22 protein-coding genes are annotated in these 23,186 nt (G+C 72.7%); 7 read left to right on the forward strand and 15 right to left on the reverse strand.

The genetic code is table 11. The features are described 5' to 3' along the window. Position 1: 1 nt before the first annotated feature. From ACFQPD_RS12840 to ACFQPD_RS12875, 8 genes are read right to left on the reverse strand one after another with little or no spacing between them, the layout of a single operon-like run. A complete protein-coding gene (locus ACFQPD_RS12840) occupies positions 2-2,407 on the reverse strand; it encodes an NADH-quinone oxidoreductase subunit G (protein WP_385901129.1) in 2,406 nt (801 codons plus the stop codon). Further along, positions 2,404-3,717, reverse strand: a complete 1,314-nt coding sequence (gene nuoF / locus ACFQPD_RS12845) for an NADH-quinone oxidoreductase subunit NuoF (RefSeq protein ID WP_385901130.1) — start codon at positions 3,715-3,717, stop codon at positions 2,404-2,406. The genes ACFQPD_RS12840 and nuoF overlap by 4 nt, the downstream gene beginning before the upstream one ends. Next, on the reverse strand, positions 3,714-4,457 hold the full coding sequence (gene nuoE / locus ACFQPD_RS12850; RefSeq protein WP_385901132.1) for an NADH-quinone oxidoreductase subunit NuoE: 744 nt from the start codon (positions 4,455-4,457) through the stop codon (positions 3,714-3,716). Before nuoE ends, nuoF begins: the two co-directional genes overlap by 4 nt. Next, positions 4,454-5,803, reverse strand: coding sequence for an NADH-quinone oxidoreductase subunit D (locus ACFQPD_RS12855; protein WP_385901134.1), 1,350 nt, complete (start codon positions 5,801-5,803; stop codon positions 4,454-4,456). Before ACFQPD_RS12855 ends, nuoE begins: the two co-directional genes overlap by 4 nt. Next, positions 5,803-6,498 (reverse strand): NADH-quinone oxidoreductase subunit C, encoded by a 696-nt coding sequence (locus ACFQPD_RS12860; protein ID WP_385901136.1) that lies wholly within the window; start codon positions 6,496-6,498, stop codon positions 5,803-5,805. Before ACFQPD_RS12860 ends, ACFQPD_RS12855 begins: the two co-directional genes overlap by 1 nt. Then, positions 6,495-7,049, reverse strand: a complete 555-nt coding sequence (locus tag ACFQPD_RS12865; protein WP_353082538.1) for an NADH-quinone oxidoreductase subunit B family protein — start codon at positions 7,047-7,049, stop codon at positions 6,495-6,497. The genes ACFQPD_RS12860 and ACFQPD_RS12865 overlap by 4 nt, the downstream gene beginning before the upstream one ends. A gap of 16 nt (positions 7,050-7,065) precedes the next feature. After that, the gene (locus tag ACFQPD_RS12870) at positions 7,066-7,425 is read right to left on the reverse strand and encodes an NADH-quinone oxidoreductase subunit A (protein WP_353082537.1); all 360 of its coding nucleotides are present in this window, start codon (positions 7,423-7,425) and stop codon (positions 7,066-7,068) included. A gap of 19 nt (positions 7,426-7,444) precedes the next feature. Then, positions 7,445-8,743, reverse strand: a complete 1,299-nt coding sequence (locus tag ACFQPD_RS12875) for a geranylgeranyl reductase family protein (protein ID WP_353082536.1) — start codon at positions 8,741-8,743, stop codon at positions 7,445-7,447. 236 nt (positions 8,744-8,979) lie between these two features. Here ACFQPD_RS12875 and ACFQPD_RS12880 point away from each other — a divergent pair, with 236 nt between their 5' ends. Beyond that, positions 8,980-10,233: an isochorismate synthase MenF gene (locus tag ACFQPD_RS12880; RefSeq protein WP_385901139.1), complete on the forward strand. Its 1,254-nt coding sequence runs from the start codon at positions 8,980-8,982 to the stop codon at positions 10,231-10,233. Positions 10,234-10,259: 26 nt separating this feature from the next. Here the strand turns inward: ACFQPD_RS12880 and ACFQPD_RS12885 are convergent, their stop codons facing one another. From ACFQPD_RS12885 to ACFQPD_RS12895, 3 genes are all read right to left on the reverse strand, one after another. Beyond that, complete coding sequence (locus tag ACFQPD_RS12885) at positions 10,260-11,888, reverse strand: DUF6297 family protein (protein WP_353082534.1); 1,629 nt, start codon at positions 11,886-11,888, stop codon at positions 10,260-10,262. Beyond that, positions 11,885-12,535, reverse strand: a complete 651-nt coding sequence (gene ccmA, locus ACFQPD_RS12890) for a heme ABC exporter ATP-binding protein CcmA (RefSeq protein ID WP_385901141.1) — start codon at positions 12,533-12,535, stop codon at positions 11,885-11,887. Before ccmA ends, ACFQPD_RS12885 begins: the two co-directional genes overlap by 4 nt. A gap of 69 nt (positions 12,536-12,604) precedes the next feature. Next, the gene (locus ACFQPD_RS12895; RefSeq protein ID WP_385901143.1) at positions 12,605-13,315 is read right to left on the reverse strand and encodes an alpha/beta fold hydrolase; all 711 of its coding nucleotides are present in this window, start codon (positions 13,313-13,315) and stop codon (positions 12,605-12,607) included. A gap of 58 nt (positions 13,316-13,373) precedes the next feature. Here ACFQPD_RS12895 and ACFQPD_RS12900 point away from each other — a divergent pair, with 58 nt between their 5' ends. Both ACFQPD_RS12900 and ACFQPD_RS12905 read left to right on the forward strand, forming a co-directional pair. Next, positions 13,374-14,069: a demethylmenaquinone methyltransferase gene (locus tag ACFQPD_RS12900; RefSeq protein ID WP_068752634.1), complete on the forward strand. Its 696-nt coding sequence runs from the start codon at positions 13,374-13,376 to the stop codon at positions 14,067-14,069. 1 nt (position 14,070) lies between these two features. After that, positions 14,071-15,768 (forward strand): TM0106 family RecB-like putative nuclease, encoded by a 1,698-nt coding sequence (locus ACFQPD_RS12905; protein ID WP_385901146.1) that lies wholly within the window; start codon positions 14,071-14,073, stop codon positions 15,766-15,768. 1 nt (position 15,769) lies between these two features. Here ACFQPD_RS12905 and menD read toward each other — a convergent pair whose 3' ends face one another. From menD to ACFQPD_RS12925, 4 genes are read right to left on the reverse strand one after another with little or no spacing between them, the layout of a single operon-like run. Continuing rightward, positions 15,770-17,299, reverse strand: coding sequence for a 2-succinyl-5-enolpyruvyl-6-hydroxy-3-cyclohexene-1-carboxylic-acid synthase (gene menD, locus ACFQPD_RS12910; RefSeq protein WP_385901148.1), 1,530 nt, complete (start codon positions 17,297-17,299; stop codon positions 15,770-15,772). Next, on the reverse strand, positions 17,296-18,243 hold the full coding sequence (locus tag ACFQPD_RS12915) for an o-succinylbenzoate synthase (protein ID WP_385901150.1): 948 nt from the start codon (positions 18,241-18,243) through the stop codon (positions 17,296-17,298). The genes menD and ACFQPD_RS12915 overlap by 4 nt, the downstream gene beginning before the upstream one ends. Beyond that, the gene (locus ACFQPD_RS12920; protein WP_385901152.1) at positions 18,240-19,118 is read right to left on the reverse strand and encodes a 1,4-dihydroxy-2-naphthoate polyprenyltransferase; all 879 of its coding nucleotides are present in this window, start codon (positions 19,116-19,118) and stop codon (positions 18,240-18,242) included. The genes ACFQPD_RS12915 and ACFQPD_RS12920 overlap by 4 nt, the downstream gene beginning before the upstream one ends. Then, positions 19,115-20,125 carry an AMP-binding protein gene (locus tag ACFQPD_RS12925; RefSeq protein ID WP_385901154.1) on the reverse strand — a complete coding sequence of 337 codons (1,011 nt, stop codon included), beginning with the start codon at positions 20,123-20,125 and terminating at the stop codon, positions 19,115-19,117. The genes ACFQPD_RS12920 and ACFQPD_RS12925 overlap by 4 nt, the downstream gene beginning before the upstream one ends. 43 nt (positions 20,126-20,168) lie before the next feature. Here ACFQPD_RS12925 and ACFQPD_RS12930 point away from each other — a divergent pair, with 43 nt between their 5' ends. The 4 genes from ACFQPD_RS12930 to ACFQPD_RS12945 all read left to right on the forward strand — a co-directional run bounded on the left by ACFQPD_RS12930 (position 20,169) and on the right by ACFQPD_RS12945 (position 23,182). Beyond that, a complete protein-coding gene (locus tag ACFQPD_RS12930; RefSeq protein WP_068752639.1) occupies positions 20,169-20,420 on the forward strand; it encodes a PLD nuclease N-terminal domain-containing protein in 252 nt (83 codons plus the stop codon). 77 nt (positions 20,421-20,497) lie between these two features. Then, positions 20,498-21,115 carry a dihydroxyacetone kinase subunit DhaL gene (dhaL, locus tag ACFQPD_RS12935; protein WP_068752640.1) on the forward strand — a complete coding sequence of 206 codons (618 nt, stop codon included), beginning with the start codon at positions 20,498-20,500 and terminating at the stop codon, positions 21,113-21,115. A 64-nt stretch (positions 21,116-21,179) separates the two neighbouring features. Further along, positions 21,180-21,998 carry a nucleotidyltransferase family protein gene (locus ACFQPD_RS12940; protein ID WP_385901157.1) on the forward strand — a complete coding sequence of 273 codons (819 nt, stop codon included), beginning with the start codon at positions 21,180-21,182 and terminating at the stop codon, positions 21,996-21,998. Continuing rightward, positions 21,995-23,182: a galactokinase family protein gene (locus tag ACFQPD_RS12945; RefSeq protein WP_385901159.1), complete on the forward strand. Its 1,188-nt coding sequence runs from the start codon at positions 21,995-21,997 to the stop codon at positions 23,180-23,182. Before ACFQPD_RS12940 ends, ACFQPD_RS12945 begins: the two co-directional genes overlap by 4 nt. Positions 23,183-23,186: the final 4 nt, after the last annotated feature.

Consider the following 23,186-nt stretch of genomic DNA (forward strand, 5'->3'; position numbering starts at 1 on the left):
CTCAGACTCCTTCATCCACTGAGACGGCGGCGACGGTGACGGCCGCGCCGGGCACCACGGGCAGCCGCTCCCCCAGGCCGGGGTTGAGCGGGACCCACACCACATCGTCGACCATGCCGGAAGTGACCTCGAGCGGCAGCACGGTGCTGACGCCGCCGGCGGTCACCGTGGCGACCTCCCCGAGGCCCAGCCGGTCGGCGGTCGCCGGCGACACGCGGGCCACCGCGGGCCGGGCTGTGGCGCGCAGCGCCAGCTCGTAGTCGTTGCCCTGGGACGCGTCGAGCAGCTCACGCCAGCCGGCGGCCACGAGGCCCTGACCGGCGGCGGCCGCCCGGTGCGCGGGGGCGGCGGGCCGCGTCCCATCCCAGGCGCCGAGCTCGACGAAGTCCGCGTACGCCTGCGTCGAGGCGCGGAACCCGAGCGAGGACCCCATGGCGTCGGCGAGCGCCGCCAGGATGCGCAGGTCGGTCATCGGCGAGGGGACGTTCTTGTTGACGATCCGCACGCGGCCGTGGCGGTGCTCCCAGTTGAGGAAGTGCCCCGACTGCTCCTCCAGCAGCGCCGCGGGGAACACGACGTTCGCCCGCTCGGTCACGGCCGAGAGGCGCTGCTCGATGCTGATGACGAAGTCGGCCGCCTCGAGGCCGGCGAGCGCGGCGGCGGGGTCTGCCAGGTCGGCGGGGTCGACGCCGGCGAGGACGAGCGCCTTCAGGCTGCCGTCGGCGGCGGCGGCGAACTGCTCGTCGGCACCGAGTCCTGCCTCACCGGGCAGCGAGGCCACCCCCCAGTGGGAGGCGACGTCGACGCGCGCCGAGGCGTCCGCGACGGGGCGGCCGCCGGGCAGCAGCCCGGGCAGGCAGCCGGCCTCGATGGCGCCCATGTCGCCGGCGCGGCGCGGGATCCACGCGAGGCGGGCCCCGCTGGAGTCCGCCAGCGCGCCGACGGCGCTGAGCAACCCGGGCACCGTCGCCGCACGCTCGCCGACCAGGAGGACCGTGCCGGCGTCGATGTCGGTGAGGGTGTCCAGCGCGGCGACCTCGCCGCCCGGCGCGACCGGCACCAGCGTCGCGGACAGCTTCTCCGTGCCGCGCGACGAGAACGGGGCCAGCGTCGTGACCTGGAGCCGGTTCTGGCGGACGGCCTTGCGCAGGCGCAGGAACACGATGGGAGACTCGTCCTCGGGCTCGAAGGCCACCAGAACGACGCGCGATGCGGACTCGAGATCGGCGTAGGTGACCGAGCCGGCCAGCGTCCCACCGGCCACGCGGGCGGCGAGGAACTCGGCCTCTTCCGCCGACGCGGGCCGCGACCGGAAGTCGATGTTGTTGGTGCCGAGCACGACCCGGGCGAACCGGCTGTAGCCGTAGGCGTTCTCGACGGTCAGGCGGCCGCCGGTCTGGACGCCCACCGAGCCGGCCGCGGCGCGCAGACCGTGGACGGCGGCGTCGATCGCCTCGGGCCAGGACGCGGGCTGCAGCACGCCGTCGCGACGGACGAGCGGCCGGGTGATCCGGTCCTCACCACGGCTGTACATGAAGCCGAAGCGGCCCTTGTCGCAGCTCCACTCCTCGTTGACCGCGGGGTTGTTCCCGGCGAGGCGGCGCTTGACCTGGTGGTGCCGCTGGTCCGCGCGCAGCTCGCAACCGGAGGCGCAGTGCTCGCAGGTCACCGTCGTCGACACGAGGTCGAAGGGGCGGGCCTGGAAGCGGTACGCGGCCGACGTCAGGGCGCCGACGGGGCAGATCTGGACGACGTTGCCCGAGAAGTAGGAGTCGTAGGGGTCCCGCTCGTAGCTGCCCACCTGCTGCAGCGCCCCACGCTCCACGAGTGCGATGAACGGGTCGCCCGAGATCTGCTCGGAGAAGCGGGTGCAGCGGGCGCACAGCACGCAGCGTTCCCGGTCGAGGAGGATCTGCGCCGAGATGCTCACCGGCTTCGGGAAGGTGCGCTTCAGCTCGGTGAAGCGGCTCTCCCCCGGGCCGTGCGACAGGGCCTGGTTCTGCAGGGGGCACTCGCCGCCCTTGTCGCAGATGGGGCAGTCGAGCGGGTGGTTGATGAGCAGGAACTCGAGCATCCCGACCTGCGCCTTCTTGGCGACCGGGGACGTGACCTGCGTGTTGACGACCATGCCCTCGGCGACCGGCATGGTGCACGACGCCTGCGGCTTGGGGAATCCGCGGCCGTTGCCGGCGTCGGGGATGTCGACCATGCACTGGCGGCACGCGCCGACGGGGTCGAGCAGCGGGTGGTCACAGAACCGCGGGATCGCGGTGCCGATCATCTCGGCGGCCCGGATGATCAGCGTCCCCTTCGGGACGCTGACCTGGGTGCCGTCGATGGTCAGGGTGACCAGGTCGGGCCGCGGCGCGATCTCCTCGCCCGTCGTCGTCTTGGTGTCGACGCTCATCGAATCTCTCCTTGCACGGCGAACAGCGCGCTCTTCTCGTACGGGAACAGCTCCCAGGCCGGCGTGTGGTAGCCCTGTTCGAACTCACTCCTGAAGTGCTTGACCGCGCTGGTCACGCACGCCACGGCGCCGTCGGCCAGGGCGCAGAAGGAGCGTCCGCCGATGTTGTCGCAGATGTCGAGCAGCTTGTCGACGTCGCCCTCCTGGGCGGTGCCGGCCTCGAACTTCATCAGCAGCTGGACGAGCCACCACGAGCCCTCGCGGCACGGGGTGCACTTGCCGCACGACTCGTGCTTGTAGAACTCGACGAAGCGCAGCGTGGTCCGGACGATCGACGTGGTGTCGTCGAAGACCTGGAGCGCCTTGGTGCCCAGCATGGTGCCGGCGCCGGCCATGCCCTCGTAGTCGAGGGGCAGGTCGAGGTGCTCGGCGGTGAGGATCGGAGTCGAGGAGCCGCCCGGGGTGAAGAACTTCAGCTCGTGCCCCTCGCGGATGCCGCCGGAGAGCTCCAGCAGCTGGCGCATGGTGATGCCCATCGGTGCCTCGAACTGGCCGGGCCGCGCGACGTGGCCCGACAGCGAGTACAGCGTGAAGCCGCTGGACTTCTCCGAGCCCATCTTCTTGAACCAGGCCGCGCCGTTGGCAATGATCGCTGGCACCGAGGCGATGGACTCGACGTTGTTGATCACCGTCGGAGACGCGTAGAGGCCGGCGACGGCGGGGAACGGCGGGCGCAGACGGGGCTGGCCGCGGCGCCCCTCGAGCGAGTCGAGCAGAGCGGTCTCCTCGCCGCAGATGTAGGCGCCCGCGCCGGCGTGGACGATGATGTCCAAGTCGTAGCCCGTGCCGAGGATGTTCTTGCCGAGGTAGCCGGCCGCGTACGCCTCGCGGACCGCCTGCTGCAGCCGCCGGATGACGTGCAGGACCTCGCCGCGACAGTAGATGAACGCCGTGTGCGCGTTGATGGCGTACGACGAGATGATGACGCCCTCCACCAGCGTGTGGGGGGTGGCCAGCATCAACGGCATGTCCTTGCAGGTGCCCGGCTCCGACTCGTCGGCGTTGACGACGAGGTACTTCGGGTTGGGGTTGTCCTGCGGCACGAACGACCACTTCATGCCCGTGGGGAAGCCGGCGCCGCCGCGGCCGCGCAGGTTCGCGTCCTTGACGAGGTTGACGACCTCCGTCGGCTGCATCCCGAGCGCGGTGCGCAGCGCGCGGTAGCCACCGTTGGTCTCGTAGCGGGCGAGTTTCCAGGACTTGTCCTCACCCCAGTGGGCGCTGAGGACCGGAGTCAGCAGGTCGGTCACTTGGTGGCCTCCGGGCTCTGGGCGGCCGGCGTGGCGTCGGCCGTCGGGGCGGACCAGTTGTTCTCGCGCGCGATCTCGCGGCCCAGCAGCGACGCCGGTCCCGCGGAGGGGCCCTCGTCCGCGCGCCCGTCCGGGAAGCCGGCCAGCACACGCTCGGCCTCGCGCCACGACGTGAGGGTGGCGCCGCGGGGCGACACGACCTCCTCACCGGCCATCAGCTTGTCGAGCAGGTCGTCGAGCTTGGCGGGGTCCATGTTGTCGAAGAACTCCCAGTTGACCATCGCCACCGGGGCGAAGTCGCAGGCCGCGTTGCACTCGAGGCGCTCCAGGGAGACCTGGCCGTCCGGCGTGGTCTGGTTCTCGTCGATGCCGAGCCGCTTCTTGGCCCGGTCCAGCAGCGCGTCGCCACCCATGACCGCACACAGCGCCGTCGTACACACGCCGACGTGGTGCGTGCCGGCGGGGCGCCGCTTGTACATGGTGTAGAACGTCGCGACGCCGGAGACCTGCGCGGTGGTGATGCCGAGGATGTCGGCGCACACCTCGATGCCGCGGGGGCTGACGCGTCCGTCCACCGACTGCACGAGGTGCAGCATCGGCAGCAGCGCCGAGCGCGGCTGGGGGTAGCGGCCGGCCAGCTCGCGCAGCTCGGCGATGGTGGTGTCGTCGATGTGGCTCGTCTGGTCCGAGTAGTCGACGGAGCCGGACTCGGGGAAATGGCTAGTGAAGTGGCCGCTCATCGGTCCACACCTCCAAGGACGGGGTCGATGCTCGCGATCGCGACGACGACGTCGGACATCATGCCGCCCTCGCACATCGCCGGGATGGACTGCAGGTGGTTGAATCCGGGGTCGCGGAAGTGGACCCGGTAGGGGCGGGTGCCGCCGTCGGACACGACGTGGCAGCCCAGCTCACCCTTGGGCGACTCGATTGCCTGGTACACCTGACCGACCGGGACCTTGAAGCCCTCCGTGACGATCTTGAAGTGGTGGATCAGCGCCTCCATGGACTCGACCATGATGTGCTTGATGTGCTCGTTGCTGTTGCCCTGGCCGTCGGGCCCGAGGGACAGCTGCGCGGGCCAGGCGATCTTCGGGTCGTCGATCATGACGGGCTGACCTTGCGTGCGCTGGAGCCGGTCGTAGCACTGCTCGACGATCTTCAGGGACTCCCAGCACTCGTCCAGGCGGATGCGGAAGCGCCCGTAGGCGTCGTTGGTGTCCCACGTGACGGTGTCGAACTCGTAGGTCTCGTAGCCGCAGTACGGCTGGGTACGGCGCAGGTCCCAGTCGTAGCCCGTGGCGCGCAGCGGCGGCCCGGACATGCCGAGCATGGTCGCCGCGGTGAGGTCCATGACGCCCACCTTCGAGAGGCGGCCGATGAAGATCGGGTTCTCGTTGCAGAACGTCGCGTACTCGGGGAGGTGCTTCTTCAGCCAGTCGATGACGGTGCGCAGGTGGCTGAGCCCGTCCTCCGGCAGGTCGTTGGCCACGCCGCCCGGGCGGATGTACGCGTGGTTCATCCGCAGGCCGGAGAGGCCCTCGAGGAAGTCCAGGATCATCTCGCGCTCGCGGAAGGCGACCGTCATGACGGTGAGCGCGCCGATCTCCATGCCGCCGGTGCCCATGGCCACCAGGTGCGAGGCGATGCGGTTGAGCTCCATGACGAGCACGCGGATGATGCTGGCGCGCTCGGGGATGTCATCGGTGACACCGAGGAGCCGCTCGACGGCGAGGCAGTAAACCGCCTCGTTGAACAGCGGCGCGACGTAGTCCATGCGCGTGACATAGGTCACGCCCTGGGTCCACGTCTTGTACTCCATGTTCTTCTCGATGCCCGTGTGCAGGAAGCCGATGCCCGGCCGGATGGACTCGACGGTCTCGCCGTCCATCTCGAGGATCAGGCGCAGCACGCCGTGCGTGGAGGGGTGCTGCGGGCCCATGTTGACGACGATGGTCTCATCGCCGCGTTCGGCCTGCTCGGAGGCGATGTCGGACCAGTCGCCGCCCTGCGCCAGGTACACCCGGTCGGCGTGGACGTCGTCGGCGCCGGAGAAGACGTCTTCGGTCGCTGCGTGCGTGCTCATCAGGAGTAGCTCCTCCGGTTATCGGGGGCGGGGACCTTCGCACCCTTGAACTCGACGTCGACGCCGCCGAGCGGGTAGTCCTTGCGCTGCGGGTGGCCCTTCCAGTCGTCGGGCATGAGGATGCGGGTCAGTGACGGGTGGCCGTCGAAGATGACGCCGAACATGTCCCAGGTCTCGCGCTCGTGGTAGTCGACCATCGGGTAGGTCGCCACGACGGAGGGCACGTGCGGATCCTCCTCCGGGCAGGTCACCTCGAGGCGCACCCGACGGTTGTGGGTGTAGCTCAGCAGGTGGTAGACGACGTGCAGCTCGGAGCCTGTCTCCTGCGGGTAATGCACGCCGGAGACGGACACGCACACCTCGAAACGCAGGAACGCGTCGTCGCGGAACTGCCGCGCGACGTCGGTCAGCTGCTCGCGGGGGACGTAGATGGTGAGCTCGTCGCGGTCGAACAGGACCCGCGCGTCACGCAGGGCCGGGATGACCTCGAGCGCGCGGCCGAGGACCGAGTCGTGCGGCTCGCCGAAGGGACCCTCGGAGCGGCCCGGCATCGCCAGGTCGCGGCGCAGGCCGCCGTAGCCGGACGTGTCACCGGCGCCGCTGGACCACATGCCCGCCCGGCGGGCGAACACTGGCTGCGACTCCGGGGCCGCGGCCTCGGCCGGCAGGTTCTGCTCGGGCTGGGTCTCGCTCATCGCATGAGTCCCTTCATCTCGACCTTGGCGGGGGCGACCAGCGCGGCGCGCTCGGCATCCTCGATCGCGGCGGTCTCGTTCGGGCCGATGGGCCGGTGTTGCACCTTCTCGCGCAGCTTGAACATCGCGTCGATGAGCATGTCGGGCCGCGGCGGGCAGCCGGGGATGTACATGTCGACCGGCAGGAAGTGGTCACAGCCCTGCACGATGGCGTAGTTGTTGAACATGCCGCCCGACGACGCGCAGGCGCCCATCGAGATGACCCACTTGGGGTTCGGCATCTGGTCGTAGACCTGACGGATGACCGGGGCCATCTTCTGCGAGACGCGACCGGACACGATCATGAGGTCGGCCTGGCGCGGCGAGGCGCGGAACACTTCCTGGCCCCATCGGCCGGCGTCGTAGCGCGGCGTGCCGTAGGCCATCATCTCGATGGCGCAGCAGGCCAGGCCCATGGTGGCGGGCCAGAACGAGGCCTTCCGGAGCCAGCCGAAGACACCCTCGACCGTGGTCAGGAGGATGCCGCTGGGGAGCTTATCTTCGATACCCATTGGTGGTGGATTCCTCTCAATCCCAGTCGAGGCCCTTGCGGCGCAGGACATAGAAGTACGCGATGAAGACGGTGATGATGAACACGATCATCTCGATGACCGCGAAGGTGCCCAGCTGGCGGTAGGCGACCGCCCAGGGGAACAGGAAGACGACCTCGATGTCGAAGACGATGAACAGCATCGCCGTGATGTAGTACTTGACCGGGAACCGGCCGCCGCCGACGGGCTGCGGAGTGGGCTGGATGCCGCACTCGTAGCTGTCGTACTTCGCCCGGTTGTACCGCCGCGGACCGAGGACGAGGCTGAGCGACATCGAGATCACGACGAAGATGGTGGCGAGCGCCACCATGCCCACGATCGGGATGTAAGGGTTCATCCTTGCTACTTCCTTCCGGTCAGGCCGAGGGCGCGGCCTTGCACAGTGCGTTGATGATGCGGTCCATGGCATCGCCGCCATGCGCGTCGGTGAGGTTGGCCAGCAACTTCAGGACGAAGCGCATCAGGGTCTTGCGGGGCAGCCCGTACTTGGTGCACAGGTGCATGATCCTCGGATCTCCGATGAGCTGGACGAAGATCGTGCCGAGCCGATAGTAGCCACCCAGAGACGACTTGAGCTGCTGGGGGTACGCCTGCATGGCCTTCTCCGCCGAGGAGGTGCCGGCACCGCGGGACAGCGCCTCGGCGAGCGCGGCGGCCGCGAGTTCGGCCGACTCCATCGCGTACGCGATCCCCTCGCCGTTGAAGGGGTTGACCATGCCGCCGGCGTCACCGACCAGGACGAGGCCGCGGCCGTAGTGCGGCTGGCGGTTGAACGCCATCGGCAGGGCCGCGCCCTGCACCTTGCCGACCATGTTCTGATCGCGGAAGCCCCACTCCTCCGGCGTGTTGTCCAGCCAGCGCTTGAGCAGTTCGCGGTAGTCGGTCTTGCCGAAGCTCTTCGACGTGTTGAGCACGCCGAGGCCGACGTTGGAGGTGCCGTCGCCCATGCCGAAGATCCAGCCGTAGCCCGGCATCAGGGTCGACTCGTGCGGCTTGCCGTCCCACAGCTCGAGCCAGGACTCGAGGTAGTCGTCGTGCGTGCGCGGCGAAGTGTAGTACGTCCGCACGGCCACGCCCATGGGGCGGTCGTCGCGCTTGTTGAGGCCCATGGACACCGACAGCCGCGAGGAATTGCCGTCGGCGGCGACGACGTAGGGCGCGCTGAAGGTCCGGCCGTCCTTGGTGCTGACACCGGTGATCCGGCCCGTGCGGTCGTCGAGCACCGCGCCGTCGACGTTGGCGCCCTCGATCAGCGTGGCGCCCTGCGCGACGGCGTGGCGGGCCAGCATGTCGTCGAAGTCCGAGCGCGGCCGCACGAGGCCGTAGGGCGGGAAGTCCGTCAGTTCGGGCCAGGGCAGCTCGAACGGCTCGGTCCGGCCGCCGTAGACGCGCAGCCCCTTGTTGTGGAGCCAGCCGTTCTCCTCGGACGTGTCGATGCCCAGCCGCGTCAGCGCACGGGTCGCGCGCGGGGTGAGACCGTCGCCGCAGACCTTCTCGCGTGGGAAGTGGGACTTCTCCAGCAGCGTGACCGACAGCCCGTGGCGGGCCAGATAGGCGGCGGTGGTCGAACCGCCGGGCCCTGCGCCGACGACGATGACGTCGGACTCGGTCGGGGTGTCGGCGGGCGCCGCGCCATCAGGCTTGGCGTTCGACATGCAGGACTCCTGTCTGGGGGCGGATCTCGGGGGTCAGTCTAGGGGTGCGCCGATAGTCAGACCAAACGGTCCGACACACCCACACCCGGTATTGACAAGGGCTTCTGTGACCCATTTACGCCATTACTACGTTGCGTAATCCATCACCCCTTGCCGGGCGCGGACGGCCCGTCCACGGCCACCGCGGGCACGCGCCCAGCGCGACCAGATCACGCCGAGCCGCTATGCTCGCGAAGGTGATTCTGGACTTCGGCAGCGCAAGGATGCGTGCGACCACCGTCGCCATCCCCGACCCCGGGCCGCTCGAGCGCTTCCTGCCCGAGTCGGCACCCGGATGCGCGTTCGTGCGCCGCGGCGACGGCTTCGTGGCGCTGGGCGAGGTCGCGCGCTTCGAGACCGACACCCTCGAGGCCGCCGACGTCTGGTGGGACGAGATCTCCGACCACATCGACCACGACTCCGAGATGCCCGGGGAGTTCGGCACCGGGCCTCTGGCGGTCGGCAGCTTCACCTTCGACCCCGACCGGTCCGAGGACCGCTCGGTCCTCATCGTCCCCGAGGTGATCGTGGGCCGGCGCGGCGAGTTGTCCTGGATGACGCGCCTGGGTCCCGCGCACCGGTCGACGGCGCTGCCCCCGGTGGCGGAGCCCACCCGCCGCCCGGGCGGGCTCGAGGTGCTCGGCGGCTCGATGGGCGAGGGCGTCTGGACCGACATCGTCGCCGAGGTCGTCGAGCTCATCCGCCGCGGGGAGGTGCACAAGGTCGTCCTGGCGCGCGACCTGCTGGTGCGCTCCGACGCGCCGTTCGACCTCAGGCACCTCTTCGGCCGGCTGCTGGCCGGCTACCCGATGACGTGGGCCTACCTCGTCGACGGCCTCGTGGGCGCCACGCCCGAGCTCCTGCTGCGGCGCCAGGGCGGGCTCGTGACGTCGCGGGTGCTGGCCGGGACCGTGTGGAAGGACGCCGAGGGCACCGACCCGCTGGCCAAGGCCGCGGAGTTGGCGCGCTCGCAGAAGGACATCTCCGAGCACGAGTTCGCCGTCGAGTCCGTGGCCTCGGCGCTGGCGCCCTACTGCCAGGCCATGAACGTGCCCGAGGCGCCGTCGGTGCTGAAGCTCCCCAACGTCATGCACCTGGCCACCGACATCACCGGCGTCGTGTGCCAGGAGGCCAGCGCGCTGACGCTGGCCGCGGCCCTGCACCCCAGCGCCGCCGTGTGCGGCACGCCGACCCATATGGCGCTCGATATCATCAGCGAGCTGGAGTCCCTCGACCGTGGCCGCTACGCCGGGCCGGTCGGCTGGGTCGACGCCCAGGGCGACGGCGAATGGGCCATCGCGCTGCGCGGCGGCCAGGTCCGTGCGACCGACCCTGCGGAGATCCAGCTGTTCGCCGGCGCGGGGATCGTCGCGGACTCGTCCCCCGAGGCGGAACTCGCTGAGACGACCGCGAAGTTCGTGCCGATGCTGCAGGCGCTCGGGCTGGACTGAGCCCGGTCAGGATTGACTGAGCCCGGTCAGCGCTTCCGCTGCACCTGGATCTTCTGCTTGCCCGCGGCGGGCGCACCGCTGCGACGCGCCCGCTCCTCCTCGAGCATCCGCTTCTGCTCGGCCTGCTGGTCCATGAGCGAGTCGCGGTCAATGCCGCTGCGCAGCAGGGAGAAGGCGATCAGCGCGATGATCAGCGAGATCCACGCGGGCCAGTTGAAGACGATCGGCAGCGTGATGAGCGCCACCATGTCGATGCCGCGCAGGAGCGAGAACATGAGGCCCGGCGGCATGGCGCCCACCCCGGTGGAGACGATGGGGCCGGAGTAGTCGGCCGGTTTGGCCGACACCCAGCGCACCGCGCCGAGGAGGCCGGCCACGCCGGTGACCAGCGCGGCGGAGGCGGCGCTCACCGGGTCGGTCGTCACTCCCCCGGCGACGCCCAGGAAGGCGGGGAAGGCCCCGACGGTCCACAGGAGCGCCAGCACGGCTGGCACGATCATGGCGGCCGTGCGCAGCTGACCGGGATCGAATGGGAAGCAGCGCTGCAGACCCTTGGTGCGGGTCAGGACGCGCAGGGAGTTCATGAAGGGCACCAGCGCCGCCAGCAGCACCAGCGCGGAGATGGGCGGGTTCAGCATGGCTAGGCCCAGCGCCTGCACGGCGTAGGGCACGACGATGGTCGCGACGAGGGTGACCAGCGGCAGGGGCTGGCGCCACAGGCGCTGGACGTCGCGCATGACGAGCGCCGTCGTCCCGTGTCCGAGGCCGCGCGTCGGCCGGACGTGGCCGCGCTGCCGCGCCTTGGCCTCGACGAGGATGTCGCGGATGAGCGCGAACTCGAGCGCGAAGGCGGCGCCCTGCAGTCCGCTGATGAGCGAGCCACCCGACGTGAGGCGCTGGCGCTTGATGTTGCGCAACCGCCGGTACGCGAGGAAGCCGGCGGCGACGACGAGCAGCAGGCCCACCCCGGCGATGATCAGCGCGAGTTCCACGGCCAGCAGCGTGAGCCGGCCGAGGTCCATCCAGCCGGCGGCGCCGCTGACGAGCAGCACCATGGTGCCGATGGCCGCGGCCCCGATGAGCCACTGCACGCCGGTGACGATCCAGTGCCGATCCAGGCCCTGCTCGGCGGCCGCGAACGCGATGAGCCCCGCGGCGCCCAACCCGCCCGCCAGCGCCCAGATCCCGATCTCGACGGGTCCGGAGCCGGTCAGCGCGGCGATCAGCGCGCCCGCGGCAGCGCCCAGCGCGCCCGCGGCGCCGATCGCGCCGAAGAGACGCCCGGCGAGGATGCGGCGTCGGTCCGTGGGCCCGTCCATGAGCCAGAAGCCCTCGGCCGCGGAGGCGGCGACGGGCCCGAACAGCCGCGACACGACCAGGGTGAACGCCAGCACGCCCGCCACCGAGGCCCACGGCAGCAGGCCGCGCGCCGCGACGCACCCGTCGGTGTCACACACGGCCGCCGTCTCCTGCGCCTGGAGGATCGACGACACCAGCATCGCGCCGATGACGACGATGGAGAACACCATGACGTAGCCGTCGGACAGCGCCTGCCACAGGTTCCGGTCGGCGCGCCCGCGCCGCCAGTCGCGCATGAGCAGCTTGAGCTGCTTCTCGTCGACGACTCCGACGTCGGTGAGCCGCTCGTCGGTCATCGGGCGCCCTCGAGGCGCAGCTCGCGGGCGCCGATGGCCTGCAGCAGCGCCGGCTCGTGGCTCGCCAGCACGATGGCCAGCCCGCCGTCGAGTTCGGCCTTGAGGCGCTCCCCCAGCCAGGCAACGCCCTCGACGTCGAGGCGCTGCTCCGGCTCGTCCAACACCAGCAGCTGGCGCGGCCGCACGAAGGCGGTGGCCAGAGCCAGGCGGCGGCGCTGACCCGACGACAGCGTGCTGGGCAGCTGCCCGGCCTGCGGCACCAGCTGCACCTCCTCGAGCACCTCGTCGACCAGCCCGTCCGGCTCGTGCAGGCCGTGGGCCCGCGCGAGGAGGTCGAGGTGCTCGACAACGCTGAGGTCGGGGAAGAAGTCGAGATCGTCGATGACGGTGGCGACGGCGCGCCGGATCTCGGGGTTGGTCTCGGTGACCTTGGTGCCGTTGACGGTGACGGTGCCCTCATCCGGGCGGTCAGCGCCGACGAGGCAGCGCAGCACCGTCGACTTCCCGGCGCCGTTGCGCCCGGTCAGGGCCACCGCCTCGCCCGCGTGCACCTTCATCGAGAAGTTCTCGACGATGCTCACCGGCCCGTAGGCCTTCTTGAGGTTGTCGACCTGGAGCACGACGTCTTTCTTAGCCACGCCCGCCATTGTGACCCATTGCCGAAGCGCGGGCACATCGGCCCGTCCGGGCCGCCCCACCGGGAGGCAGTTCGCCGCTCAGCCGGACAGGTCGTCGGCGAACCGGCGCAGCAGCTCCGCGACCCGCTCCGGGTGCGTGAGCGGGGCCAGATGCGTCGCCCCCGGCACCACCGCGAGGCGGGCCGTCGGGGCGAGCCTCAGATAGCGCCGCTCATCGACGCGCATCTGGTCGAACCGGCCGTTGACCAGCAGGATCGGGCAGGCGACGCGCGCGACGTCGGCGGGCCCACAGGACTGCGCGACCGCGCGCCACACGGCCGGCAGCGCCGGGTAGTCCGCGGCGTCGGGCAGCAGTGCCTCCCGCACGCCGAGCCGACGGGCCACCGCCAGCCGGACCCGGATCAGGGCCCGCGACGGGATCCGTCCGGCCGCGGCGGCGAACGCGCGGTAGGGGCCGGCCACGATCCCGCCGGGGTCGCCGGTGGCGCCGATGAGGACCAGCCCGGCCGGCCCGTGCCGCTCGGCCGCGTACCGCGCCGCGACGTAGCCGCCCAGGCTGTGGCCGACGAGGACCGAGTCCGGGCGGCCGGCGCCCGCCTCATCGAGGACGGCGGCCGCCCGGTCGAGCGTGAAGGCGTCGCGGCGCCGCGTCCCGTGTCCGGGCAGATCGACCGCCACGACGTCGCGGCCGCGCAGCAACGCCGGATAGTCGGCCCACTGGGCCGCCGACGACATCGACCCGTGCACGAGCACGAAGCGCGTGACCTGGCCGCCCGGGGGGTGCGTCATGCCCCCAGCATGCCCGGTGGGCCGGGCTCTCGTCGCCGGCCACCGCTAGGCTGCAGGAATGCAGAATGACCGGGCCACGCTGGACAAGCGGAGGGCGGACGTGCAGCGGATGTTCGACGCCGTCGCGCACCGCTACGACCTCATGAACTCGATCATGTCGCTCGGCCAGGACCGGGCCTGGCGCCGGGCCACGGTCGACGCCATCGCCCCGCGGCCCGGCGAACACGTCCTGGATCTGGCCGCCGGGACTGCGAAGTCGTCGGCCGCGATCGCTGAACGCGGGGCGCGGGTCACGGCGGCGGATCTCTCCTACGGCATGCTGCACGAGGGCCGGGCCAACTTCCCCTTCCTGGACTTCGTCAACGCCGACGGCATGGCGTTGCCGTTCGAGGACGACACGTTCGACGCCGTGACGATCAGCTACGGGCTGCGCAACATCGAGGACACCACCGCCGCGCTCAGGGAGATGCTGCGCGTCACCAGGCCGGGGGGCCGGCTGGTCGTCAACGAGTTCTCGACGCCGACGCACCCGGCCTTCCGGAGCCTGTACACCACCTATCTCCCCAGGGCGCTGCCGCTGATGGCCCGCCTGTCGAGCAACCGCGCGGCGTACGAGTACCTGGCCGAGTCAATCCTGGCCTGGCCGGACCAGCGGACCCTCGCCGGGCTCATGACCGCCGCCGGATGGGTCGACGTCGAGTGGCGGGACCTCACCGGGGGCATCGTCGCGCTGCACCGCGCCCGGAAGGCCTGAGGTGGGGGGCTTCGTCCTCGACGCGTACGCGGCCCGCAGCTGCCCGGTGAAGACGTTCCACACCTTCGACCCGACGGTGGCCAAGCCGGAGGAGCCCATCGACGAGTCGCTGCGCGAGTCGTTCCAGGGCGGGTCGGACTTCCGCGACGAGGTGCTCGCGCGGCTGGTGGAGACGCCGGGTGCGGTGGACCTGCGTGGGCTCCATGCCGCCGGCGCCTCCTGGGAGGAGCGCGAGGAGGCCTGCCTCGCGGCCATGGCCGCCCGGGCGCCGGTCGTCGTCGGCGGGGTCCTGCCCCTGGACCTCGACGGGCACCGCAGCGGGCGGCCGGACGCGCTGGTCCGTGGCGCCGACACCGCCGCCGGGACCCCCGGCTACCACCCGCTGAAGGTCAAGCCCTATCGCGTCCGGGAGAAGCAGATGGGCGCCACGACGCTCAGCTGGTCGCCCCTGGAGGACGTGGGGCGCCGCGCCGTCTTGCCCGATCAGCGGTACCGGGTCTACCGGGAGGGGGCCCTGCTGGAACTGGCGCACCACTGGCGGCTGCTGGAGTCGTGCGGCTTCGCCTCGGGAGAGCCGGTCGCCGCCGTCGTCGGTGACGACCGTGGCCCCGACGGCGCGCCGGCCGCCACCTGGGTGGATCTCAGCCACAAGTTCATCCGCACCTACTCCCGGACCGCCGGGCACAAGCTGCGCTCGGCGTTCGAGCGCTACGACCACGAGCACCGCTTCCGCGTCCACGTGGCGGAGCAGGCGGCCGCGCGCACCGGCGTCGACGATCCGCCGCCCGTCGTGCGCCCCATCCGGGTCAAGGAGTGCGAATGGTGCTCGTGGTGGCAGGTGTGCCGCCCGCGCATCGACGACGACGACCTGTCGCTGCGGATCTCCAAGGCGCCGCTCGACGTGCGGGAGCTCCAGACGCTCCTGGGCCTGGGGATCTCCACGGTCGCGCAGCTCGCGGAGGCGGACGTCGACGCGCTCCTCCCCCGCTACCTGCCGCACACCGGCCACCGCGACCGAGCGGAACAGCGCCTGCGGCAGGCGGCGACGCGCGCCCGGATGCTTGCCCGTGGGGTGGAACTCGAGCGGGTGAGTGTGGACGCCATCGGCGTGCCGCGCTCCGCCGTCGAGGTGGACCTGGACATCGAGACCTCCGACGACGGCACCGTGTACCTGTGGGGCGCGCTGCTCACGGTGGACGGCGAGTCGAGCTACCACGAGTTCAGCCGGTTCGAGGCCGGCGGCGGCTGCGGCGAGGTGCAGCTGGCCGAGCAGTTCGCGGACTGGCTGGCGGGCGTCGTGTCCCGACACCCGGAGGCGCTCGTGTTCCACTACTCCGACTACGAGACGGTCCACCTCAGGCGCCTGGCCGAGCGCAGCGGCAGCGGTGTCCTGCTGGCGGCCTGCGACCTGATCCACGACCACTTCGTCGACCTGTTCAGCTTCGTCCGCGACAACTTCGTGGGTGTGGACGGCCTCGGTTTGAAGATCGTGGCGACGCGCGGGGCGGGCTTCGCGTGGCGCGACGAGGAGCCGGGCGGGCTGGCGTCGCAGACCTGGTTCTCCGAGGCCGTCGCCGGCGCGACCGCCGAGCAGCGCGACGCCGCACGCCGGCGGGTCCTGCAGTACAACGAGGACGACGTGCGGGCCACCTTGGCGGTGCGGCGCTGGCTGACCGGCCTCGACGAGGCAGGAGCCTGAGTCAGGGTCGGGGGACCCGCGCCACGATGAGCTCGGCGTCCCCGGCCCAGGCGGCCGTGAACTCCGCCGCGGACGCCGCGTTGACGGCGCGCCACCCCAGCGCTCGGCCCACGGCCACGAGGTCGACGCCCTGGGGCGTGGCGAACACTCGTTCGAAGCTGTCCGCGTAGTCGGGCGCACCCTGTTCCAGGCCGTGGAAGATCGAGCCCCCGCCGTCGTCGGCCACGACGATCCGCAGGCGCGCCCGCGGCTCGCCCGGCGGGCGGACGAGGGCGCCGAGGTCGTGCTGCAGGGTGAGGTCGCCCAGCAGGACGGTGGTGGGGCGGCCGCCGGCCAGCCCGATGCCGGTCGCGGTCGCGACGGTGCCGTCGATGCCGGCCAGTCCCCGGTTGGCGAAGACCCGCGGCGGCGCGGCGGGGATCGGCGACAGGTCGGCGGCCCGGATGATCGAGCTGGACCCCAGCACGAGGTCGTCGGCCGGGCCCAGCGCGGCGAGGACCAGGTCGGCGACGTGCCGGCGCGTGAAGCCGGGCCCGGCGCCGCTGCGGTCGGCGTCGCGCCAGGTACGCAGCCAGGAGTCTGGTTGGTCGCCCAGGAGGACCCGGTCCGCGACCATGGTCGCGCGGTGTCCCGGGTCCGGCCAGGTGGCCGTCGCCGCGACCACGACCACCTCGACGTCCGAGCGCGACAGCAGCGCGGTGACCGGCCGCGACAACGTGGGATGGCCGACGATGACCACCCGCTCGATCGCCCCGCCGAGGTCGGCCAGGAGGTCCCGGTAGCCGGCGATGGCATTCGGGCCGCTGCGGGCGTTGGACGACGGTTCGGCTAACAGGGGTGCGCTCGCCACCTCGGCGATCGCGCGGGCCTCCGCCCCGACGGCGGGTGGGGCGTCGCCGGCGAGGACGACGGTGCGGCGCCCGTCGAGTTCGACGGCGCTGTGGCCGGCCGAGCGGGCCGCCTGGAACCGTCGTTCCACCGGATCGGGCAGCCGTCCCACGAGCGGCGCGGCGAACTCAAGGTTGAGCTGGACCGGGCCGGGTTGGCGTGTGCGGTGCCCGGCGGCCGCCGTCACGGCGCGCTGCACGCCGGTGGCCCACGCGGCGGCGTCCCCGGACTCGGAGGAGAGCCTGACGACGCCGAGCGCGGCCGGGCCGAAGGCCCCGAGCTGATCGGCCGTCTGATTGGCCCCGGTACCGACCAGGTGTGCGGGCCGGTCCGCCGTGACGAGGAGGAGGGGAATCCCGGCGGCGCGGGCCTCCACGGCGGCGGGCGCCAGGTTGGCCACGGCCGTACCGGAGGTCGTCACGACGGCGGCCGGCCGCCCGGACTCCTTGGCGAGTCCGAGCGCCGTGAAGCCCGCGACTCGCTCGTCGAGCCGGACGTGGAGCCGTAGGCGGCCGTCGCGGTCGGCCCGGTCCACCGCCAGGGCGAGGGCCGCGCTGCGGGAGCCGGGCGCGAGCACGACGTCGGTGACGCCCAGGCCGACGAGGGCGTCGACGACCACGGACCCGAGTTCGATGCTGCTCACCGCTCCTCCTCCACGAGGCGACTGACGCGCTGCCACCGATCCAACCAGAAGGCCGTCACGTCCGGGGCGGCCGCATGGCGGACCAGCAGGTCGGGCGACACCGCGACGTCGCGGACGCGCAGCACGCCGGCGTCGGGGACGAGGGGCTCGGCCACGACGTCCCCGGCCAGGAGCCGGGCTGTCTCGAGGCCGCAGGCGAGGTCGAGCGTGGGCAGCGCGGCGGCCAGCGCGAGCCCGGCCCGCAGCCCGACCGACGTCTCCACGGCGCTCGACACGACGACAGGCAGGCCGAGTTCGGCGGCCAGCCGCAGGCAGGCGCGCACACCGCCGAGGGGTTGCACCTTGAGGATCGCGATGTCGGCGGCCCCGGCGTCGCGGACGCGCAGGGGGTCGTCGGCACGCCGGATGGACTCGTCGGCGGCGATCGGCACCCCCAGCCCGCTCGCGCTCAACGCGGCGAGGTCATCGACGGCGGCGCACGGCTGCTCCGCGTACTCCAGCCCGTACGGTGCGAGTGCCGCCATGGCGGCGCGGGCCTCGGCCAGCGTCCAGCCGCCGTTGGCGTCGACCCGGAGGCGCGCCTCTGGCAGCGCGGCCCGGACGGCCGCCACGCGGGCCACGTCGTCGGCCAGGTCCTGCCCGGGCGCGGCAACCTTGATCTTGACGGTGCCGCAGCCCGAGGCCACCGCCCTGGCCGCCGCCTCGGCGGGGGGCAGGGCCGGCACGATGCCGTTGACGGGGACCGCGCCGCGCACCGGAGCCGGGTGGCCGAGTTCCGCGGCCTCGAGCGTGGCGCGCAGCCAGGCTGCGGCCTCGGCGTCGTCGTACTCGGGGAAGGGGCTCCACTCGGCCCATCCGGCCGGGCCCTCGACGAGGATCCCGGTGCGCCGCGTCAGCCCGCGGAACGGCACCCGCAGCGCGATGTCGTAGACGAACGGCGTCATCCGACCAGGGATCCGACGAGCAGGCCGGCCGCGATGCCGATCTCAGCGAAACCGGTCGCCGGGATGACGGGGATGAGCTCGCGGCCCGTGGCGCCGCCGAGCACCCGGCGCAGCGGGTCGGCCAGCACGACGGCGCCCGCGAGCGCGAGGAGCGCCCACCACGTCGTGAGGGCGGCGTAGCCGACCACGGCCGCCACCGCGACCAGGACCAGCAGCGCGAAGAACCGGCGGGTGGCGCGGTCGCCCAGGCGCGCGGGGAGCGTCATCTTGCCGGCGACCCGGTCCGTGGCGATGTCACGGAGGTTGTTGGCGACGAGGATCGCGCTGGCCAGCACGCCGACGGCCGTCGCGGCCAGCCAGAGGTGTGCCGGCGCGACGCCGGCGATGACGTAGCCGGTGCCGACGGTGGCCACCAGCCCGAAGAACACGAAGACCATGACCTCGCCGAGCCCGAGGTAGCCGTACGGTCGGCTGCCGCCGGTGTAGTGCCAGGCGGCGAGGATGCACAGGATCCCGACCAGGAGGAGCCACCAGTGGCCGCTCAGCGCCACCACCGCGAGGCCCGCGACGCCCGCGACGCCGAAGGCGAGGAAGGCGGCGCGCTTGACGGCCGCCGGGGTGGCCAGGCCCGATGCGACCAGCCGCGTGGGGCCGACGCGCTGGTCGTCGGTGCCGCGGACGCCGTCGGAGTAGTCGTTGGCGTAATTGACGCCCACCTGCAGCGCGAGCGCGACGAGCAGGCACAGCGCCGCCAGCCCCCATCCGGTGTGGCCGACCGCGGCCGCGCCGGCGGTACCGGCGAGGATGGGCGCGACGGCGGCGGGCAGGGTGCGCGGGCGGGCGCCGGCCACCCAGACGGAGAGCTTCTCGTTCATGACCGGAGCAACTCTAGGAGCTTTTCGCGGTCCGGCTTACCACCGGCGGTGCGCGGCAGCGGGTCCACACACACGAGTTGGCGCGGCAGGGCAGCCGCCGGCAGCGCGCCGCGGAGCCGGTCGCGCCATCCGGCGAGGTCGCCGCCGCGGGCGAAGAGGACCAGCCGGACGCCCCACTCGTCGTCGGCCACCGCCAGCACCTCGGTCTCGGGGTCGATGCCCGCGACCGCGCCGCGCACCGCCGCGAGGTCCACGTTGACGCCGCCCGAGATCACCACGTCGTCGAGCCGACCCTCGACGACGAGCCGGCCGCTCGGCTCGGTGTGCCCGCGGTCGCGGGTCAGGACGGCGCCGTCGACGAGGGCCTCCGCCGTGAGATCGGGGCGGTCGAGGTAGCCGCGGAACAGGGTGGGGCCGGCGATCGCGATCCGGCCCTCCGGGCCGAGGCGGACGTCGACGCCCGGCAGCGGGACGCCGTCCCACACCACTCCCCCGCAGGTCTCGCTCATGCCGTAAGTCGAGACGACGGGGACGCCCACAGCCTCCGCGCGTGCCCGCAGACCGCGGTCCAGCGCGGCCCCGCCGACGAGCACGGCGTCGAAGCGGGCGAGGACGGCGGCGCGCTCCGGGTCCCCCAGGGCGCGGTACAGCTGGGTGGGGACGAGGGAGACGGCGTTGTGGCCGGGGGCCGGCGTGAGGTCGGCCAGGGACGGGTCGGCGCCGCGCACCCCGCCGCCCAGCACCCCGCGGACCAGCACCATCAGGCCGGCCACGTAGCGGGGACTCAGCGCCAGGTGCCAGGTGGGGGCGAACCCGAGCCGTTGGTGGGCGGCGTCGGCGGCCGCGGCGAGGGCCCCGCGCGGCAGGATGACGCGTTTGGCCGACCCCGTGCTGCCGGAGGTCCCCACCACCGCGGTGCCGGGCGGGGCCTCGCCCGGCCCGTCGGCCAGCCACAGGCCGTCGCCGCCCGCGAGCATCCCGGTCACCGCCGCCACCCACTGCTCCACGTCGCCACCCTAGGCCACCGCGCGGCGCGGGTAGGATGGCGGAGTGGCCCGGGTCCTGCTGATCATCGCGATCGTGATGCTGACCGTGTACTGCGTCGTCGAGGTGGCGCAGTCGCGGGGCTACCGCGTGCGTGCGATGCCGCGCTGGCTGTGGGCTTTCGCCGTCATCGCCGTGCCTGTCGTGGGCCCCGTCGCCTGGCTGCTGCTGGGCCGCCCGGTCAAGGACCACCCGCGGCTGGATCGCGGGCCCAGCGCCCCGGACGACGACGAGGATTTCCTCCGCGGCCTGCGCTGACGCGCAGCCCGGACACCTGCCCCGCCGACGCCGGGGCCGTAGACTGAGCCGTCGTCCAGAATCGAGAGAGGACCCCGATGGGTGGAGTGAACGCCGTGGCCGCATGGCTGGGCGACTGCGCGCGCGAGTTCGCCCGCCGTGCCGATGAGTTGGACGAGCTGGACCGGCTGCTGGGCGACGCCGATCACGGCACCAACATGCGCCGCGGGACCGAGGCGGCCGGCGCCATCGACCTCAGCGAGACCCGCACCGCGGCCGAGGCGCTGCGGAAGGTCGGCATGGCCCTGGTCAGCACCGTCGGCGGGGCATCGGGCCCGCTGTTCGGCACCTTCTTCCTGCGGACAGGGGCCGCCTGGCCGAGCCAGGTGACCACCGCCGGCGTCGCGCGCGCCATGCGCGCCGGTCTCGACGCCGTCGTCATCCGCGGCCGCGCGCGGGAGGGCGACAAGACCATGGTCGACGCGCTCGCCCCCGCGGTCCGGGCGCTGGAGTCCGCCGCCGCGGCTGGCCAGGACCTCTCCGAAGCGCTGCCGGCGGCCGCCGCCGCCGCCGAGCGCGGCCGCGACGCCACCCGCGACATGGTCGCCCGCCGGGGCCGCGCCGCGTTGAAGGCGGACACGTCCGTCGGCGTCATCGACCCGGGAGCCGTGTCCGTCGCCATCATCGTGACGACGGCAGCCACGCACGTCCGCTGAGCGGTTCGCGCGCCGCCCTCCCCCGGCCGGGCCGCCGGGGGTCGCGGCGCACTACGCTGGCGCTGTGAGCGTCGACACCCCTCGTAAGGCAGTCATCCTCGCCCGCGGTCTGGGCTCCCGCATGCGGAAGGAGGCCGACGGCGTCGCGCTGGACGCGGCGCAGGCGCGGGCCGCCGACGCCGGGGTCAAGGCCATGATCTCGGTGGGCCGCCCCTTCCTCGACCACGTCATCTCCGCGCTCGCCGACGCCGGCTTCACGGACGTCTGCCTCGTCATCGGCCCCGAGCACGGGATGATCCGCGACTACTACGACGGCCTCGAGACCTCCCGCGTCACCATCCACTACGCGGTGCAGGCAGAGGCCCGCGGCACTGCCGACGCCGTGCTGGCGGCCGAGGAGTTCGCCGGCGAGGACCGGATCCTGGTGATCAACTCCGACAACTACTACCCCGCCGAGGCGCTGCGGCTGCTGGCCGACGCTCCCGGCTCGGCGCTGGTCGGGTTCGACCGCGCGGCGCTGGTGGGCGGGTCCAACATCCCGGCCGACCGGATCGCCGCGTTCGCGCTCGCCACCGTCGACGCCGAGGGGAACCTGGCAGAGCTCGTCGAGAAGCCGGACGCCGGCACGCTCGCCCGCCTCGGCGGCCATGCCCTCGTGTCGATGAACTGCTGGCTCTGCTCACCCGCGATCTTTCCCGCCGCCCGCGCCATCGAGCCGTCCGCGCGCGGCGAGTACGAGATCACCGACGCCGTCCGCCGGGCCATCGCCGACGGCGACCCCTACCGCGTGGTGCGCGCCGCCGTCGGCGTTCTCGACATGTCCAGCCGCGGCGACATCTCGTCGGTCGTTGCGGCCCTCGGGGACCGCGAGGTGCGGCTGTGACGTGGTTCGTGCCCGGCCGGCTGGAGGTGCTGGGCAAGCACACGGACTACGCGGGCGGCAGTTCGCTGCTCGCCGCCGTCGACCGCGGGGTGACCGTCAGTCTGTCGGACGGGGACTCGGGCGTGACGGCCACCTCCACGGCGCTGCCCGGGGAGCTCCGCCTGGCCGCCGGCGCCTCCCCCGCGCTGCCGCCCGGGCATTGGGGACACTACGTGCAGTCGGTGCTCGACCGCCTGGCCCTCAACTTCGGCGAGCTGCGCCCGGCGCGCCTGGTCGTCGACTCCGACCTGCCGCTCGCCTCGGGGATGAGTTCGTCGTCGGCGCTCGTGGTGGCCGTCGCGCTGGCGCTGATCGACCACAACGGGCTCCGCGATCGGGACGAGTGGCGCGCCGCCATCGCCGACGACATCGACCTGGCCGGGTATCTCGCGACCATGGAGAACGGGCTGAGCTTCGGCCCGCTGGAGGGCCGCCGCGGCGTCGGGACCTTCGGCGGCTCCGAGGACCACACGGCGATGCTGTGCTGCCGGGAGGGCCGGCTCAGTGAGTTCTCCTTCTGTCCCATCGTCGAGCGAGGCTCGGTCCCGATGCCCGAGGGCTGGTCGTTCGTCGTCGCGGTATCGGGCGTCCTGGCCGAGAAGACCGGGGCCGCGCTGGAGGCCTACAACGAAGCCTCGGCGCTCGCCCGGGAGATCGTCGCCGAGTGGAACGACGTCATGGGCCGCTCGGACGCCACGCTGGCCGACGCCCTCGCCAGCGGGGAGGACGCGATGCTGGCGCTCGAGGCCATCACGGAACACGACGAGTGGTGGTCCGACCGGCTGCGCGCGTTCCTCACCGAGTCGACCGTCGCCATCCCGCGCGCCCTGGCCGCGCTGCGCTCGGGGGACGTCGCCGCCTTCGGGGCCGCCGCCGACCTGTCCCACCGCACCGCCGACGAGGCCCTCGGCAACCAGATCCCCGAGACCAATCGCCTGCAGGCGCTCGCCCGGGCCCTGGGCGCGCCCGCGGCGTCCGGGTTCGGCGCCGGCTTCGGCGGCTCCGTGTGGGCCATGGTGCCGACCGCGGACGCCGACGGCTTCGCCGCCGACTGGCTGGCCCGTTACCTGGCGGAGTTCCCCGACGCCGCCGGGCGGGCGACGACGCTGGTCACGCGCCCCGGTCCCCCGGCCCACCGCGTCTGAGCGG

The sequence above is a fragment of the Tessaracoccus sp. O5.2 genome (assembly GCF_964266725.1).
Lineage (GTDB): Bacteria > Actinomycetota > Actinomycetes > Propionibacteriales > Propionibacteriaceae > Arachnia > Arachnia lapidicapta.